At 38.2% G+C, this 17729-nt stretch carries 13 protein-coding genes; 5 read left to right on the top strand and 8 right to left on the bottom strand.

Annotation, left to right across the window (positions count from 1 at the left end; translation table 11 throughout):
* Nucleotides 1–4: 4 nt before the first annotated feature.
* The 7 genes from U9R83_RS11185 to recQ all read right to left on the bottom strand — a co-directional run bounded on the left by U9R83_RS11185 (nt 5) and on the right by recQ (nt 12027).
* Complete coding sequence (locus U9R83_RS11185) at nt 5–925, bottom strand: 1,4-dihydroxy-2-naphthoate polyprenyltransferase (protein ID WP_025752322.1); 921 nt, start codon at nt 923–925, stop codon at nt 5–7.
* Nucleotides 926–1464: 539 nt separating this feature from the next.
* Entirely contained in the window at nt 1465–4077 is a 2613-nt protein-coding gene (locus U9R83_RS11180; protein ID WP_328575237.1) for a helicase-related protein, read from the bottom strand.
* A gap of 210 nt (nt 4078–4287) precedes the next feature.
* Nucleotides 4288–5649, bottom strand: coding sequence for a purine-cytosine permease family protein (locus tag U9R83_RS11175; protein ID WP_014460190.1), 1362 nt, complete (start codon nt 5647–5649; stop codon nt 4288–4290).
* A 20-nt stretch (nt 5650–5669) separates the two neighbouring features.
* Nucleotides 5670–7118: an aldehyde dehydrogenase family protein gene (locus U9R83_RS11170; RefSeq protein WP_014460191.1), complete on the bottom strand. Its 1449-nt coding sequence runs from the start codon at nt 7116–7118 to the stop codon at nt 5670–5672.
* 82 nt (nt 7119–7200) lie between these two features.
* A complete protein-coding gene (gene speB / locus U9R83_RS11165) occupies nt 7201–8184 on the bottom strand; it encodes an agmatinase (RefSeq protein WP_115653842.1) in 984 nt (327 codons plus the stop codon).
* Nucleotides 8185–8401: 217 nt separating this feature from the next.
* Nucleotides 8402–9778, bottom strand: a complete 1377-nt coding sequence (locus U9R83_RS11160; RefSeq protein WP_208732343.1) for a sigma-54 interaction domain-containing protein — start codon at nt 9776–9778, stop codon at nt 8402–8404.
* A 113-nt stretch (nt 9779–9891) separates the two neighbouring features.
* Entirely contained in the window at nt 9892–12027 is a 2136-nt protein-coding gene (recQ, locus tag U9R83_RS11155; protein ID WP_115653840.1) for a DNA helicase RecQ, read from the bottom strand.
* A 270-nt stretch (nt 12028–12297) separates the two neighbouring features.
* On the opposite strand from recQ, the gene U9R83_RS11150 reads away from it, so the two are divergent.
* The 5 genes from U9R83_RS11150 to U9R83_RS11130 all read left to right on the top strand — a co-directional run bounded on the left by U9R83_RS11150 (nt 12298) and on the right by U9R83_RS11130 (nt 15480).
* Nucleotides 12298–12717: a hypothetical protein gene (locus U9R83_RS11150; RefSeq protein WP_013056956.1), complete on the top strand. Its 420-nt coding sequence runs from the start codon at nt 12298–12300 to the stop codon at nt 12715–12717.
* A gap of 442 nt (nt 12718–13159) precedes the next feature.
* The gene (locus tag U9R83_RS11145) at nt 13160–13702 is read left to right on the top strand and encodes a DUF3231 family protein (protein ID WP_014460197.1); all 543 of its coding nucleotides are present in this window, start codon (nt 13160–13162) and stop codon (nt 13700–13702) included.
* A 172-nt stretch (nt 13703–13874) separates the two neighbouring features.
* On the top strand, nt 13875–14201 hold the full coding sequence (locus tag U9R83_RS11140) for a general stress protein (protein ID WP_115653839.1): 327 nt from the start codon (nt 13875–13877) through the stop codon (nt 14199–14201).
* Nucleotides 14202–14444: 243 nt separating this feature from the next.
* The gene (locus U9R83_RS11135) at nt 14445–14702 is read left to right on the top strand and encodes a hypothetical protein (RefSeq protein WP_014460199.1); all 258 of its coding nucleotides are present in this window, start codon (nt 14445–14447) and stop codon (nt 14700–14702) included.
* Between the two features lie 484 nt (nt 14703–15186).
* Nucleotides 15187–15480: a hypothetical protein gene (locus tag U9R83_RS11130; protein ID WP_014460200.1), complete on the top strand. Its 294-nt coding sequence runs from the start codon at nt 15187–15189 to the stop codon at nt 15478–15480.
* Between the two features lie 25 nt (nt 15481–15505).
* Here U9R83_RS11130 and U9R83_RS11125 read toward each other — a convergent pair whose 3' ends face one another.
* Nucleotides 15506–17683, bottom strand: coding sequence for an FUSC family protein (locus U9R83_RS11125; RefSeq protein ID WP_226556257.1), 2178 nt, complete (start codon nt 17681–17683; stop codon nt 15506–15508).
* Nucleotides 17684–17729 lie beyond the last annotated feature (46 nt).

Genomic DNA, 17729 nt, shown 5'->3' with positions numbered 1-17729 from the left:
TCAATTAGCTTACTAAATAGCCAATTAATAATCCAATTGATAAAGTAAATCCAAAAAACGTATTTGTTTGCGCGGTTGCTTTCATCGCAATAAGCTCTCCGCGTACAAATGCTTGTACGGCTTGAATTGGCTTAGGTGCACTAAGAAACACTAAGAAAATCCAAGGGCTAATATCGAAGAATACCACTAATGCAACGGTCCAAATATACGCAATGCCAAACAAAGCAGCTAAAAATCTGATCGCATTTTTAGAACCTAATAAAATAGCTAGCGTACGTCGTCCACCTTTTGTATCTTCTTCTATATCACGAATGTTGTTAGACAAATTAATCGCGCCTACTAAAATCGCAATCGGAAGTGATACAAAGATGCTTTCAGACGTTACGGTATTCGTTTGAATAAAAAATGAAATCAACACGAACATCGCGCCCATGCAAAGACCTGAAAATAATTCTCCAAACGGCGTATACGCAATCGGAAGCGGTCCGCCTGTATACAAATACCCAATCGCCATACCTACTAATCCAACTAAAGCAAGCCACCAGCTGCTGTTTGCACATATATATACGCCTAAAATAAGAGCAATTCCATAAGAAATCAGTGCTAAATTTAATACCGTTTTCGGCTTCATTCCGTGTCTGACGATGGCTCCTCCGATTCCTACGGAGTCTTCTGTGTCTAACCCGCGTTTAAAATCATAGTACTCGTTAAATAAGTTCGTCGCAATTTGAATCCACAAACATGAAAAAAGCATCGCAAGGAACATCCAAACGTTCACATGGCCATAAAACATAGCTAGAACTGTTCCAATTAAAACGGGTACAAACGATGCTGTTAGCGTATGAGGACGGGTTAATTGCCACAAAATTTTCCCTTTACTATACTGCTCGACTGCAGCTTTGTTTTCTTTGTTATGACTTGTCATCATCCTCTTCCCTTCTATTACGAACCGTATCTCTATTTAAAAGTGCTGCTTTTAACATAATGAATGATAGCAAACTTACTCTAAGACAATACACGTCCGCCCAACAAAAAAATCACGGAATCCTTTAAAATATAAGTTCCATCTTATATCATAATAATTTATTGCTCTTTTTACAAGATGACCGCTTATACATTTCCGCCTTTTTTCTACAAAAATCTGCTTTGGCGCAGAAATTCGCAGCAAAAAAATTAAAAGCCTGTATAAAAAATGAGATTGAGACATAAAGAAACGAATTCAATCTAAAGACGAATAAATGGGATACATGAGCTGAACTGCTTGTGACACCGCAGTTTATTTCCGTGCAAGACTTGACTTTCCTCAGGAGTCTTCGCCTTGCCCTCCAATCAACCGCTAGAAGCCTCTACATACATGAAACCTATGTTCACTATCACAATGAAAAGATCCGAGCGATTTATCGTTCGGATCTTCCTTCAACTAACATACGTTTATACAAGCCTCTTTTTTATCTCTATATCTTATTAATTAAAATCGTAGTCGTCCCCATGTCTTCTGCGAAATCTTTTATGAAAACACGAATCGCATATCGCATGATCATGATTCCAAGGAAGGTCTTTAGAACACGCACTGCATGTTCTTTTAAATTTTTTCATATCTTTTCTCAATACGTTATGGATTTTATCTGTAAGCTCTTCTCGGACACGCTCCCAGTAAATAGCTTCCGGTCTTCTATCCATTCGATATAGAAATAAAAGATGCAGGCCAATCGCTTTATAAGACAGCTCTAATTTTTCCAGTGAACCTTCTATTATCCTTGGTTCAGGTAACTCTTCTCTGTTAACAATCGCATTCATGCTAGCCACCCACTGCTTTTTCAAAGAGCTTTCTTTAGCTGAAAAAGGAAGCTGCAAGTAGCCATATAAATCAACAATTGGCATTTTCGCTTCAATCAGCGTGTCTTTCACTTCCTCATAAAGCTCACGTTCTTGTGCCAGGTTTGATTTTTGTGTACCTTTTGGATTTTTAAATTTAGCCCACATGTCAAAAAACGTTCCGAGGTCATGATGATATTCTTTAAATCTTCTTAGCATATCTGAAGTAGGCGCAATTGAAAATTTGCTGATTTGCTCGTCTGTTGAAAATAATAGTTCTCTCATTTGCTTTGCATCTTTAGCGAATGCAACTTCTCCAACATTGTAGAGCCCCTTCCTTCCAGCACGACCTGCAATCTGCTTTAACTCTTGAGAAGTCAGCAATCTCCTCTTTTGCCCGTCAAACTTCATGTTTTCTAAAAGCACAATTCGTCTAATTGGAAGATTTAATCCCATTCCAATCGCATCTGTAGACACAATGACATTTGTTTCTCTATGAATGAACTGCTCAATTTGTTTTCTTCTTGTTTCAGGCGGCATACTTCCATAAATCACGCTAACTTTATGACCATCTTTTTCTAGCTTAGCCGCTGTTTGGAGCACCTTTTTACGCGAGAAAACAATTAAAGCATCTGCGGGTTTCACTTGTTCAATTTTGAACTTTCGAAGATCTACTTTTAAAGGTATATCTCTTTCATACTCATAAATTTCTGAGATCACACCGTCTAACATCTCTTCTAACATACTTCGAATGCTTAAACTTCCGATCACATGAACTTGTTTGGCATTGGCTCGGGTGATGGCTTTATACCATGAAAACCCTCGGTCTCTGTCTTGAATCATTTGTGCTTCATCAATGACTGTTACATCGCCATGTTCTAATTCACTAAACATCTCTACGGTACCGGCCATGTGCTGAGCATCTTCAACAATCTTTTCTTCTTCACCTGTTTTTAATGAACAAGCAACTCCGTCTTTGTTCAGCTTTTCAAAAACTTCTAAAGCTAACAGGCGAAGCGGCGCTAAGTAACTACCCGAAGCAGCTTTTTTTAATGACTTTAATGCTGTATACGTTTTTCCTGTGTTTGTATCACCGAGATGAAGAATGTATTCCGTTTCTTTTCTTGGGTCCATTTCGTATTCGGCCCCAAAAATATAATTTAATTGTCGCTGTTCTTCTTCAATCAGCTTTTTCTTTTCTTCACGTTCACGTTCTTGTTGTAATCGTCTTTGTTCCAGCTGCTGTTGATATCTTTCTTGATGCTCTTCGATCGTTAAATTGTGATCTGAAACTTCTAGTACATCGGAAAGCTTTTCTTCTACAAGCATTCTTTTATATTCATAGACCAAATCCGATAAATCACTTCTAAGTGCTTTTATAATATCAATTCGTGTTACCGAAGCATTTGTATAAGATTTATATTCTTCTTTAAATGAAGCAGGAAGGTCATCCATAATCATAGTTGGAATGATTTCATAAATCTTATCGGTGATAAATACCTCGTATACATCCTCATACGTTTCAAACAAGATAATCGTTGAATATCTGTCTAATTCTGAGCTTACGTTCCCGGTGAGCTCTTGAAAAAAGTCATGAACCGTTTCATAATCATGACGTGTTAAATCACCGTTTTCTATTAATTCATCTTCAAGCTCAGTATGCGACGCATAGTTTTCAATATACTTTGAGTTTGTTTCAATGTCTTTTGATAGCTGATATGAAAGCTTTTCTCTTATATGTAGGTAATACAGCTCTTTGTTTGATTCCAAAATAGGAGCTGATTCTAAATTCAACTGTAATTGATACCTGGCTTTTCGATCATTAATACTTTGCTGTCTTTCTTTCTCTTTTCTTTCTTCTTCTTTTTTGGCAAATTCAACTCTTGCTTCTCCGTATAGAGATAGCCACTCTGCTTTATTGCCCTTTCCGTACTGCTTTTCTAACCAAGAAAAAGCATCAAATTCTATACCCTTTCTCGTTTCTTTAGCAAATAACTTATCGATAGCTTGAGGTTTATATCCTTTTATCTCAAAGCCTCTTTCTGTTAAATACGATTTTCTGTTTTTCTTAGATACAGAAGAAACAACTATTTTTCTCCACGCAGTCCCCCAGGCTTTTTTAATAAAAGAGTGCCTGTCTGTTAAATATGTCTCCAAATCCGGACATTCGTCTTGTTCACCTAATACGCTTTTTATATCCTGTAGCAATGTATGCTTAGTTTTTTCAATGGCCTTGCCTTGAATAGCCTCTAATTCGAGCATAAAATTCTCCTTCGGAAAGTTTTCCTACATTTATTATAGAAAAGACCCCTTATAGAATCAAATACATTGTTACCACTTTATTTGAAGCTAGATTAAGAACTTCTCTTTCCCATGCTTTTGCTTATTTCTCACCTATTTTCAAGACAAAAAGCTCCTTTAAACAGGAGCTTTTGATATTTTTTAGATAATTCAGTCTATTTAAAATATCTATCAAGCATTTCTGTCGATTCCCTTTGAGTAAGTGATGGAGAGCTGTGAAAGCTTGGTTAACGATACGTGTAAAACACCTGTAAATAAAAAAGCTAAGATTGTTGCGCCTGTGGCTAGCGGGTGAACGTACGTAAAATAATAGGCAAATACAGCCCCCACTACGTATGATACATACACATGAAGGTTAAATCCTTTTATATACCAGTATATTTTATTTTCCTTATCTAAAATAGCTGAAATGTCATAGTGTTTTCGGCGAATGATATAATAATCAACAAGAACAATCGCAATAATAGGAATAAATAAGACGCCGATCATAAGCAAAAAGCTTTGAAAATTTGTCATTAACCACTCTTTTAATAAAGAACCTAGGACTGTGACAACTCCCATCGTTAGTGCCGGTATCCAAAAGCGCTGCTTTGGAAAAATAGATAAATAAGACATTGTTGCGCTATACAGTACCATTACGTTGGTCGACAACACCGATAAAAAAATGACGATGGCTGCTACTAATCCTAACAGCGGGCTATATGCGCCGATTAAATTTACCGGGTCATACGTTTGCGTCATATTTCCGAGAATTGAAAAGCCGGAAACCGTTGCGCCTAATCCCATCGCAATCAAAGTCGCAACGTTATAGCCTAAATAAGTTCCCGCAATTCCCGTTTTTTCAGATTTACAGTTTCGGTTATAATCGCAAACAATAGGAATCCACGTAAAAGCTGTAGCTACTACAATATCAAAAGCTAACATTCCTGTAATACCAGGATTTTCGCTTGCTTTCATTTGAATTAATTTTGCTGCATCAAATTCGATAAACAAATAGCTAAACACAACGGTTGCTAAAATGACCATAAGCGTAGCTACTAATTTTTCCGTTGCTTCAATGCCTTTGTGTCCGTATATAGAAATAGCTACTACTAGTACTTGAGTAAGAATTGTAAATAGATTGATATTGCTGTAACCGGTCAAAAAGGTGACGGCATGATTTAAACTTAGCCCTGCCATGTAGGCTTGAATCCATGCCCATCCTATTAATGTAATAAGATTAACAGCAGCAGGAAGCATAGCTCCTCTTTGCCCAAAAGCTGGTCTCATCAAAACCATGGTTGGAAGACCGGTGCGAGTTCCGATATTCCCCATCAGCACGAGCGGTATAGCACCAACTAAAGAGCCAAGCACAATAATAAATAATGCCTTTAAAAAGGTCATATCGGGTACAAACAGCATTCCCGTAAAAACAGTCGTTACTACCACATTGGCTCCTATCCACATGGAAAATGTAGAGAAGAAGCCCATACTTCTTTTATTCATTGCAATCGGCTGCACATCATCATGGGCGAGACCACTTTTTGTTGTCATTGCTTTTCCACCTTTCACTTTTATTGATACCAATTGGCTCGAGCTAGCTTGGAATTTGTATTCACATGTTTTGTTTCAGTAAAAGCAGCTAATCCTGATGGACCTAGCTCTCGGCCAATGCCGCTTTCTTTAAAACCGCCCCAAGCCGTTTCAATATGAGGCGTATGGTAGCCGTTGATCCAAATCGTTCCCGCTTGAAGATGTTCAGCAACTCGCTCTGCTTTCGCTACATCATTCGTTAAAATTCCTGCAGCTAAACCAAATCTCGTGCCGTTGGCAAGTGCTAGGGCTTCTTCTTCACTTGAAAAAGATTGAACAGTAATGACCGGACCAAATATTTCTTCTTGTACGACTTTCATATGCTGCTTCACGTCAACGAGCACAGCCGGCTTTATATAGTTTCCACCTTCGCAGTCGATTAACGTTCCTCCCGTTAATAAATTCGCACCTTCTTTTTGACCTAGCTTTATAAAATCCCGTATTTTATTCAGATGCTCCTTGCTAATAACCGGACCCATCTCCGTTTCTTCTCTTAACGGATTACCAATTTTTATAGTAGCAACAGCCTCCGTAAGAGCAGAAAGAAATGGCTTATAAATAGATTCGTGTACGAGTATACGCGATGAAGCTACACACACTTGTCCTTGATTAAAAAACGAGCCAAACATTGTCCAGTCTACCGCAATATCAATTTCGCTATCTTCAAAAATAAGAAGCGGAGATTTCCCTCCCAGTTCAAGCGAAACTCTTTTCATTTCTTTTGCACACTGCTGATAAATACGTTTGCCTGTTTCTGATCCTCCTGTAAAAGAGACTTTGGCTACGTCATTGTGTTTAACTAGCGTACTTCCCACTTCACCGTCTCCCGTAAGTAAATTAAACACGCCTTCTGGTATACCAGCTTTTTTACATAGTGAAGCTAACTTTAAAAAAGAAAGCGGCGTTAATTCTGACGGCTTAAACACCACCGTATTTCCAGCTGCTAAGGCAGGAGCCAGCTTCCACATGCCCAGCAGCAAAGGAAAATTCCAAGGAACGATTAGCGCGCATACGCCAATAGGTTCTTGAATGATTTTACTGTTTGTGTCGTCAAACATGTTCTTTTTCCACGGCTGATTTTCTTCTATTAAATTTGCGTAATATTTTAAACAATTAATTGTATCTTCAATATCTAACTGCGCTTCTTTTATCGGTTTGCCTGTATTTAATGTTTCTGTTTCAGCGAATATACTCGCTTCATTTTCTAATAAATTTGCTAGTTTCGTAAGCACCTCTACACGCAGTGACTTATTTTTCTTCCATTCACTCTGTTCAAAAGCCTGCTTTGCTTTACCTACCGCTTCCTCTACTTGTTGAAGCGACGAATCAAACACTTCCGCTATGATTTTATTGGTCGCTGGGTTGATTATTTCTCTTTTAAATGGTCTTACTTGCTTCTTATCTATTTTTACATTTACTTGCCCGTTCATAGTCAAACGCTCCTTATAGAAAACTCTTATATAAAAGTGGGAAGATAATAGTACCTTCCCACTTTTAACGTCTTGTTTATATTCAGTCGCGTGCTTTCACTAACAGCGCTTCTTCTTCTTTTGCTTTTTTCCTTAACGCAATAAGCGTGATAAATTCATAGACAATATTAGCGGCCGCTGCTGCTGTAATTTGACCATGATCATAAGCTGGCAGTACTTCCACTAAATCAAAACCGACAAAGTCAATATTTGTTAAGCCTCGAACGAATTGAAGCGCATCGTCAATACTTGCACCTGAGACTTCAGGTGTTCCTGTTCCCGGTGCGTAAACTGGATCTAAAAAGTCAATGTCAAACGATAAAAATACGGGTCCTTCTCCTACACGCTCATGAATAATATCTAGCATTCTTTCAACGCCCAGTTTTTTATATTCATTTGTCGTATACAGAGCTAGACCTAAGTTCTTTGCATCTTCTAAATCTTCAATGCCGTACAGACCGCCTCGCATACCGATTTGAATCGAGCGCGATACGTCGATTAACCCTTCTTCAATTGCTCGTCTGAATACCGTACCGTGATTGTATTTTTGTTCAAAATAGCTATCCCACGTATCAGAATGAGCATCAAACTGTAAAAGTGCTACCGGTCCGTGTTTTTTTGCAATCGCACGAAGTTCACCAAGGGTCATCGAATGATCACCACCTAGTGAAATAGGAATAATACCTTCATTCACAACCGGTGCTAGCCCTTCTTCAATTTTTTTATATGTTTCTAAAATATATCCGGGAACAACTGACAAATCACCGTAGTCCACGCCTGAAATGTAATCAAAAATATTAATCTTTTGTTCTGGGTTATACGGGCGAAGCAAAATGGAGAAATCTCGAATAGCTTCCGGTCCAAAACGTGCTCCTGTTCGAAAAGATTGACCTGAATCAAATGGAATACCCGTTACAATAAAATCCATCTCTGAATTTACTTGTTCTACGTACGGAAGTCTCATAAATGTACGTGGTCCGCAAAAACGCGGAGATTCAAATGAATTTTTCGGCTGATATTTTGGCATGATTTATTCCTCCTAGTGGGTTTCATTCATTAGCGCCGCATCATTATTTTAGATACTGACGCTTTTTATTTAGATACTTTTTACTAATGCAAAATGCATGCCAATTTTTATCGCCTTATTCCGCGCAATTATGGACGATTTTTAATTCATAATAGAATCAAAACAAAAAAACTGATTCAGTATTGAATCAGTTAATTCATAATGAATTAAAATCTCATTATTTAATATTGTATTTTCTTAAACGTCTTACGACCGTAGGCTGGCTAATTCCTAATGTATTTGCCATTTCATACGTTGTTTGACACTGTCGATAAGCGCGAATCAACCAGTTTTTCTCCACTTCTGCAAGTGCTTGCTGAAGCGTCATTCCCTGGGAGGTTAACGTGTCAAGAGACTCCCATTCTTCTTTTTCACTGCTGCCATTTTCTGAATAAAACGGGAGGTCTTGAGGCGAGATACTGTTTTCATCCGTTGTTAGCACAAGGCGTTCAATTGTATTTTCAAGCTCGCGAACATTTCCAGGCCACTGATGTTCAAGAAGTAGATTTAATGCTTCTGCGTGAAAAAATTTCTTCATGTTATATTTTTCATTTTGTTTATGTAACACGTGATAAAGCAGTGACGCGATGTCTTCTTTTCGCTCGCGAAGCGGAGGAATGGTAATCGGAATAACGTGCAAGCGATAAAATAAATCTTCGCGAAACGTTCTTTTTTTGACCATTTCTTCAAGCGGCTGATTTGTTGCTACAATCAGCCTGAAGTTTACGTGTTTGGCTCGTTCACTTCCAATTTTAGTGACTGTTTTTTCTTGCAGCACTTTTAACAGCTTCACTTGCATATCAAGAGGAAGCTCTCCTATTTCATCTAAAAAAAGCGTACCGTTATGAGCTAATTCAAACTTTCCTATTTTCCCTTTTGTACTTGCACCTGTAAAAGAGCCTGCTTCGTATCCAAACATTTCAGATTCGAACAAACTAGCTGGAATGGCTCCGCAGTTAATTTCAACAAAAGGCTCTTCTTTTCGTTCACTTCCATAGTGTAAAGCACGGGCAAAAGCCGTTTTACCAACACCCGATTCACCTAGCAGCACAACCGTTGCATCGCTGTCTGCCACGCGATTAATAATCGACCATACCTTTTTCATCGATTCACTTCGTATGACCATCTCATTTGACTGCTGTTCACGAAGCTCTTCCACTTCTAGCTGATATGTTTTCATTTTCACTTCGAGCTGCTGGTAATCTTCTTTTAAGCGCTGAAGCTCTGTTAAATCATGGGAAAAGCTGATTACTCTTTTCATACACTGATGTTCATCATACACGGGAATACCGGTTGCCATTACAACTTTGCCCGTTTCTGTTTTTTGCATCAGCTGTACTTCTTTCTTTTTCTTTAACACTTCAATCGTAACGGAAGGTGAAAATATCCCGCGGTCTTGCAATTCATATACGGTTTGTCCCACTAACTCTGACACCTCATACCCGTATATATCGCAGCAGTTTTGACTCGCTCGTAAAATACACCCTTTTTCATCAGTGATGACGATATTGTCGTTAGAAGCATGCAAAATAGCTTCAAGCTCTCGTTCAATCATCTCAGTGCAGTACTCCTTTTCATTTAATCTGACTTTTCAAATATTTATTTCTTCTATTTTATCAGTAAACTCCCTTATTCAACACAAAAAGCTCCTTTAATAGGAGCTTTTGTCTAAGATATCTGCTTCATTTTTCGTTTGAATAACGCTACTTTAATCATAAAATAAGTAATGTTTTCAGGTAATTCTTCTTTGATTGGCTTTAACTTTTCATCACCTACTGACGAAGCGGCTTGTAAAATAAGCTGTTCGTCATCATCCGAAAGAAAAGGCGCCCAGTCAATTTCTTTTTCCTCTTCCGCACATTTAAACAAGTGATTTTCAATAGTAATACGGCTCAACTCACGTTCTTCAGCAATTTCATCTAACGATTTGCCTTGCTGAAATAGCTCATACGTCATTAAGTGAGAGCCTTCTTTTGATGAAGCTCTTGCTTTTTTCGGAGCAGGCGCTGACACTTCTCGCTTTCGATCTGGATGTTCTTCACAAAACTGTTTGATTTCAGAAGTGAATCGTTCTCCGTATCGCTCTTGTTTTTGTTCTCCCACTCCTTTTACAGTGGCGAACTGTTCAAGCGTTACCGGAAGTTTTGTACACATATCATGAAGAGTATCGTCTGAGAAAATAACAAAAGGAGGCACGCCGGCTTCGTCTGCCAGCTGCTTTCGAACGGAGCGCAAATGAGCAAACAGCTCGTCATCTTGGACAATTTGCTTCACTTCCATTTGTTCTTTTCTCATTACTTTTTCCGTTCCAAGAAGCACGCCTTTTCCTTTGGCCGCTACGGATAAAGTAGGAAATGACCCTTGTCCTACTAAAATAAACTGCTCTGAAATCAAATACTCAATAAAATCGCTCACTTCTTTAGCGGATCGATCGCTCATGACGCCGTACGTTTTCAGTTTATCAAAACCAAAATCCACTACTTTTTTATTTCGAGAACCCGTTAACACTTGAGCGATCATCATTTTACCAAAACGTTCGCCCATACGAATCATACAAGATAACACTTTTTGCGTATCAACCGTTACGTCTATTTCTACACGATCATCCGTACAGTTGCTGCAGCGCCCGCATTCATGCGCTTCACTTTCTCCAAAATAATGAAGAATATACGCTTGCAAGCAGCCTTCTGTATGACAGTAGTTCACCATATTTTGCAGCTTTTCAAGATCTTGAATCTGCTTTTTAGGATTCGACGTTGACTGTTCAATCAAAAAGCGCTGCACGCGAATATCTTGAGGTGAATAAAGCACAATACACTCACTTGGAAGTCCGTCACGACCAGCACGTCCTGCTTCTTGGTAATAGCTTTCCATATTTTTTGGAAGCTGATAGTGAAGAACGAAGCGAATATTCGATTTATCGATCCCCATTCCGAAGGCAGACGTGGCTATCATTACCTGAACGTCATCTTGAAGAAAGCGGTTCTGCTCTTCATCACGGCTGTTTGCGCTCATACCAGCATGGTATTTCGATACGTTAACTCCTGATTTTTGCAACCTAGCGTGAAGCTCTTCAACATCTTTACGCGTAGCGGCATAAATGATGCCTGCTTCTTGATCATTTTTACGGATATACTGATCGATATAGCTGATTCGATCCTGACCTTTCACCACGGCGAACGATAAATTTTCACGTTCAAACCCAGTCATCACCGTGTACTCTTCATTAATATGAAGAGCTCTGCAAATATCTTCACGCACTTGAGGCGTCGCAGTAGCCGTCAACCCCATCACAATCGGAGCGTTAGACAGCTTGGTAATTAGATCACTGATACGCAAATAACTCGGTCTGAAATCATGACCCCACTGTGAAATACAGTGCGCTTCATCTACCGCTACAAGCGGAATAGGAAGCATTTGAAGCTGTTCTAAAAATTGAGGTGACTCCAGTCGTTCCGGCGCTACATAAAGCAACTTATACTCGCCAAGTGCCACTTCTTCCAAGCGCTGCTGCACCTCCGTATGCGTCAGCGAGCTGTTAATATACGTGGCCGGAATACCAGCTGCGTTCAGCGTATCCACTTGGTCTTTCATCAAAGAAATCAACGGAGAAATAACCAGTGTCGTTCCTTCTAAAAGCAATGAAGGAATCTGATAACAAAGTGATTTCCCTCCTCCTGTCGGCATAATACAAGCTGTATTGTGCCCTTCTAAAACGTAACGAATCGACTCTTCCTGTCCTTTTCGAAATGAATCATAGCCAAAATAGGACTGTAAATGTGTTAAAGCCTGTTCAAACTGCAAAATAGCGTCCTCCTTTAAAATAAGTAGAAATAGTAGTTGAGGGATCCATTGGAAAGAATTGAGACGTAGAGTTTTATTTTATCAAATCTTATAGGAAGTTGCACAGAATTCGTTGATTTAAGGTTATAGCAAAAATGATAAGCGAAAAGCCCTCAATTTATAACTCTCTTTCCTATTACAAACAGTCTTTTTATGTATGTCAGGACTCCTTTCCTAAAAATCTTTCCCCATTCCATTCTTTTTTCCTGTATACTTAAGAATAGGAAAGAGGTGCTTATCACGAGACATCCTGTAGAAACGATTTATTATTTAGAAAATCCACAGCGTAATATTTCAACATATGCTTCGACAACACAGTTAACGGTTGAGTCTGTTGTGAAAGATGTGTTTGGTGTTGCTTGCGTAGCAGATATTAAAATTATGCTCCAATATAATAAAGAATTCCGCAAAAGTATTAGTCAATTACACAATGCAATGGACGATGATCTTACATTAGAAATGGTTTTTCGAGTTGCTTCAAAAGAAGATTTGCTTCGATTTAAAAAAAGTTTACTTGAAAGTAGTTTAGATGACGCAGAAACGTCAATAGACTGTCCATTCAGCGCAACCATTCAATTACAAGACGGTCGATATACATGGAACGAGTCTACTTCTGTTTATGAAAAACAAAAAGAACGTCTTTCATCTTAAATTTCTCTATTTTTATGTATGCAAAAAGCCTGGATCTTAGCTGTTTAAGATCTAGGCTTTTTTGGAGTTCGTTCTGTCCCTTGAGGGTAAAAGACTAAAAAGATAAGTGCGGAATTTTCATTTTTATAAAAATATTACTTTTACAATAACCTTTATAATGATATGTTTCTCCCACCCTGGTATCATAGTTATCATAGAAAAAACCATTTGCTTTGATTATAATCCGCGCTTGCTGTGACATTTCTATTTAAACGTCCAGTTTCACTGTAATTATTTTTTAAAAAAAGAATCGGACTGTTTACAATCTTTTATACTAATACTATTTTTTAAAAAAAGTTTTAAAAATACGCCCACGTCTTCTTTACCACTAGAGTGTTTATATTACATTCAGAAAGGTCATACTAACTATGCGAAAATTTTGTGACAGAATGGAGCATAGCAAATGAATGTAATGGAATCACTTCTTACGTACTTAAAATCCACACATAATGACGATTTTCCTCCTTTGCACATTGGTGAAGCAATGGGGTGCTGGCTTTATTTTACAGCTTTAGCAGAAGAAATCCCTGCGCTTGAAACATCTTTACATACTACAACTGATAAAGAATTAGTCAAACTTGTAAACGAATCAAAAGATTTGGCAGAATCTCAGTTGGATGCTCTTAAGCACTTTATGCTGAAAGAAGGACTCCCTCTTTCTGAAATCCCGGCTGCTAAGCCTGAATCGAACTCACAAGATATCCCTCTTGGTGCAAAAGCAACCGATACTGAAATTTCGAATTTGATTTCAGTAAAAGTAGCTTCAAATATCGTGATGTGCAGTACAAACATTAGCCAGGCCATTCGAGAAGATCTTGGAACGATGTGGCTCAAATTTCATACCGAAAAAGTATTGTTTGGCGTAAAGGTCAAAAAATTGATGCAAGAAAAAGGCTGGCTAAAGTACCCTCCTACTTATTATCCGCCAGGTGCTCCTCATAAATAACAAAGGTTTTTATCTTCCTTGTATGTTAGACTTTTTAACTCAATTTTATAAAATAGGTTTTATCACTTTCAATAACGTGTATACACAAAACAAGAAGACAAGTTAATTAAACTTCTCTTCATTACTAAGCGTATTGCAGAAAGCTGTCTATCATACAAGGAGGTTTTTTGAAATGGTAAATGTAAAAGTAGTTGAAAATGGGGTACAGGCAAAAGATACAATTGAACAATTTTTGCGTGAAGGATTTACAAAAGATGAAGTTTATTTACTTGCACACCATCAGGATCGCTCCGAGGATTTAACAGCCGCAACAAACACAAGCACTATCGGTCTTTCTGAGCAAGGTGTATTTGATTCAATTGCGAATGTATTTCGTTCTCGAGGAGACGAGCTTCGCGCCAAAATGCGTTCGCTAGGATTATCACAGCCAGAAGCTGAACGCTATGAAGAAGAATTAGATCACGGTAAAGTAATTGTCGTTGCATCAAAAGTTGCTTAATCTAAAAGCCCTACAGCAGGGCTTTTTTATTTTTGGCTTCTGCCTTCCTTACCCTTTCATTAAAAAATACTTTCCCTCCCCTCATTTATATAACAGAGATGAGCAGTCCATTTTTATTGACTCCCTTTTTTATATGCTATTTTAATTTGTTGATGAGGGATTAAAAAATGAAATAGATATGATTAAAGAAGTTGTTAAGACATATGATTATGGAGATAGAAGTTACTGCGAGGAGTGATATATTTGATTATAGGAATTGAATACACAAAACGTGTAAAAGACGGATTAGTCGTTAAAAATATTCCTTACAAAATACACGATAAACCTTGTGATGAAGGCTGCTGCAAAAATGATAAAACGATAGGCCTCAGAGATAAATTGAGGGTTAATTGGCTTTTAAATGTTTTTATGCCTAGCAAACATATAGCAGTATTTGATTATAAATATTGGTCAGAAGAACTAACTTCACTATGGAGAGAGCATCGAAGAAAAAATATATAATAATAAGATAAAAAAATCTCCTTGATAAGCAAGGAGATTTTTTTCTATTTACTGCACCTTCTAGCCCCAACGTATTTATCGCAATTTTAACAATCTTTATACCTTCAGATAGTGAACTAATTAATCTCGTTCAGGACTTAAAAACTGGCTCAATCTCAGATTGATTCACTAAAAAATTAATAATAAAAAAAGGAATCCCCCTTCCGGAAATACCGGCTAGCCGAACCCGGTCCATAAAAGTATCCCATTGGGAACAAAAACCGTTGATTCTAAAATCACTAACTTACTATCTGTAAAAATTGCCTCTATTATCGTAATATGCAGCACGAATGTGAGACAATCTATTAGAAACGATATTGGATTAATGTGGTTAAAATTCCACCTTATTATGATCCACTTGGAGCACCTCATATCTAATTGAGGTGTTTTAAGGTAAGCAACATAGATAACCTTACATCTAAAACATTTAACGAGGTGCTTGAACATGGATTTCCCGACAATTCATACAAACTTTTGGGACGCAGTCATTGGCGTTCCTGTCGTATTAATCGTCACACAGCTCATCAAATGGCTTTTTCATCCTAAAAAGCAGTATGTTCCGACCATTGCTTTAGCTGTGGGCGTTCTCTTTTCAGTATTTATCAGTCATCCTCATCATATTATTGCCGGATTGTTTATGGGATACTTTTATGGATACGCCGCAATTGGCAGTTATGCCGGCCTTAAAACAACGTGGAGAACCGTTAGAAGAGATACGTCTCCTTATTCATCAGACTAAAAACCAGCGAAGTATTCGCTGGTTTTTAGCTTTCACTACTTATTTCTTCTGCTCCTAGCTCTTTTGCTAAGTGAACAACTGATTGATTGATTTTCCATACGTAATAGATGTTGTGGAGCAGCTGCAGATGCTGTAAGTTTCTTGATTGAACGGACGTATCAAAATAATCTAAAGATTGTTCAATTTTTTGTCTTACATCTTCAAGCGTGTACACATACGTTCCTCTTTCTCCTCGCAGCGCTTTTTCAAGCTGAGTGAAGTTGCTGGCTACTTTCTCTTCCACTTCCTTGACTACGCCATGAAATTCTGCTTCTTTATAAAAAGCTTCGTTTCTAGTAGAAGATGCCACCAAATGCTTGGCGTAATAATTAATGGCGGTAAAAACGGTCAAAAATTGCTGAAGACGTGAACGGCCAACGAAGCCCTTGATAATAGGATCTGAATCGACATGAAGCTGTTTTAGCTTTTTTTCTAATTCCATTCCTTTATCAGCTAAATTGGCAAATGCATACTGATTCGTAAAACGATGCAAATAGGTGTGAACAAATTCTTTTAAAGCCACTACGTATTCTACTGAGGTGTCGGTTATTTTATCTCTTGTTTTTTTAGGAAACACAAGAGCAGACACGGCTAAGCCAATTCCAACTCCTACGACTGTATCTAACACGCGAGCCAGCAATAAGCTCTCTGAAACCCCGCCAAGAAGCATGTCATACATGAAGGCCAGCATCATCGTAATCCAAAAGCTCATAAACGAATACGTAATGGGAAAGAAATAAAAAGCCATAAACACACAGATAAAAAGCAGCATTACTTCAAGTATTCCCGGTGAGACAAAGCTTGCGACAACAAAGCCGATGGCTGCTCCTAAAAGCGTTCCTACGCTTCGCTGCACAGCTTTTACAAACGTACTTCCTATCGTTTCTGTACCAAGAAGCACTAAATAGCCTGCTAACAGTGCCCAATATTGGTGCGACGGAGATAGAAAAGAGCCAAATACTAGCGTCGCAACAGCAGTGATGACCGCTTGAATAGACTTTTTCGTAGACGGTTTTAGTCCTTTTTCTTCTTCTTTACTCTCATCGTCTTCTTTTTCTTCCGCTTCTTTTTGAGGCTGTTTTTCTTGTTTTACAATTGCTTGCTGCAGCTCATACGCTTCATCAATGACATGATTTGATATCGTTTCGATACGGCGTATTAAGTAAAGCCAGTCTTTATACCTTTCGTCTTGAGGTTCGAGTTCGCTTAATTTTTGGCGCAGCTCTTGCAAATGCTGAGCTGCATCCGTTAAGGAATGAGTAGGATTTTCATTTAATACCTCTGCTTCGCGAATCGATTCCACTAGCTTTAACAGCACCTGCTGAATATCAAAATGATTAAATGCCTTTAATTCACTGAGCTTTCGAATCGCCGGAGAATATGTCTGTAGCAGCATCACTGTATCAAATACATAAAGGCGCATTTGTTCAGCTGTTACGCCAGGCCATATGTCGTGAGGATCTGTATTTCCAAGCTCTTCTGATGCTACACGGGCATACTCTGCTAGTTTTTTAATATTGCGGTTGTATTGTTTAATTTGAGCCGGTTCAATTTGTTTCTTTTGAATTAACTCAATAATTAAATCAAGCACCAAATTCACTTGAATATGAAATGATTTCATTGAAGACCTTAGCACGTTGGCAGGCCGGTCTTTAAAGATAACAAAATTATAGATAAACGCACAGCAAGCTCCTACAATAACGCCAGCTAACAGCCACGGCAGCTGAGAAAATGTGACGTGTAAAATAGAAGCAAAATAAAATGACATAAAGGCTACCATCGACAGGGAAAAATAGCGAATACCAAATTTCTGTAAATAAAAAGACAAAAACACCAATAGAACGAGAAAAATATTTTCTGCTTGTCCATATTGTGATAGAAATGAACCAATTCCGAGGGAAACGGCGCTAGAAATTGCTACTAAGCCTGTTGTCACTTTTTTTGCTTTTGTTGTTTCATCATTTACAACCAATATACCCATCAGGCCGATTACGCCCGATAAAATAGCAGCGGTAATTTGGGAGCTTCCCGCTGCTTTTAATACAATCAGCATAATAACGACCGCTGTAATGACACTGATCGTAGCTTTAGAAGCTGTTTTGAGCCTTTTTCGTCCAGGATCTGCAGCGACTAAGCGGCTAAACCAATATGAAAAAATAAACACCCTCTCCTTTCGTGCTGTAAAGTTCTTTGTAGAAAGAGTAATATTA

It is taken from the genome of Priestia sp. LL-8, from assembly GCF_036227845.1.
GTDB classification, from domain to species: Bacteria; Bacillota; Bacilli; order Bacillales; family Bacillaceae_H; genus Priestia; species Priestia zanthoxyli.
This window is presented reverse-complemented; position numbering and strand designations above follow the sequence as displayed.

Coding starts and splice junctions, on each gene's coding strand:
- U9R83_RS11130 (WP_014460200.1), top strand. CDS start 15,187: ATGGATTTCCCGACAATTCATACAAACTTTTGGGACGCAGTCATTGGC.
- U9R83_RS11160 (WP_208732343.1), bottom strand. CDS start 9,778: ATGATTGAACGAGAGCTTGAAGCTATTTTGCATGCTTCTAACGACAAT.
- U9R83_RS11145 (WP_014460197.1), top strand. CDS start 13,160: ATGAATGTAATGGAATCACTTCTTACGTACTTAAAATCCACACATAAT.
- U9R83_RS11175 (WP_014460190.1), bottom strand. CDS start 5,649: ATGACAACAAAAAGTGGTCTCGCCCATGATGATGTGCAGCCGATTGCA.
- U9R83_RS11170 (WP_014460191.1), bottom strand. CDS start 7,118: ATGAACGGGCAAGTAAATGTAAAAATAGATAAGAAGCAAGTAAGACCA.
- speB (WP_115653842.1), bottom strand. CDS start 8,184: ATGCCAAAATATCAGCCGAAAAATTCATTTGAATCTCCGCGTTTTTGC.
- U9R83_RS11180 (WP_328575237.1), bottom strand. CDS start 4,077: ATGCTCGAATTAGAGGCTATTCAAGGCAAGGCCATTGAAAAAACTAAG.
- U9R83_RS11140 (WP_115653839.1), top strand. CDS start 13,875: ATGGTAAATGTAAAAGTAGTTGAAAATGGGGTACAGGCAAAAGATACA.
- U9R83_RS11185 (WP_025752322.1), bottom strand. CDS start 925: ATGACAAGTCATAACAAAGAAAACAAAGCTGCAGTCGAGCAGTATAGT.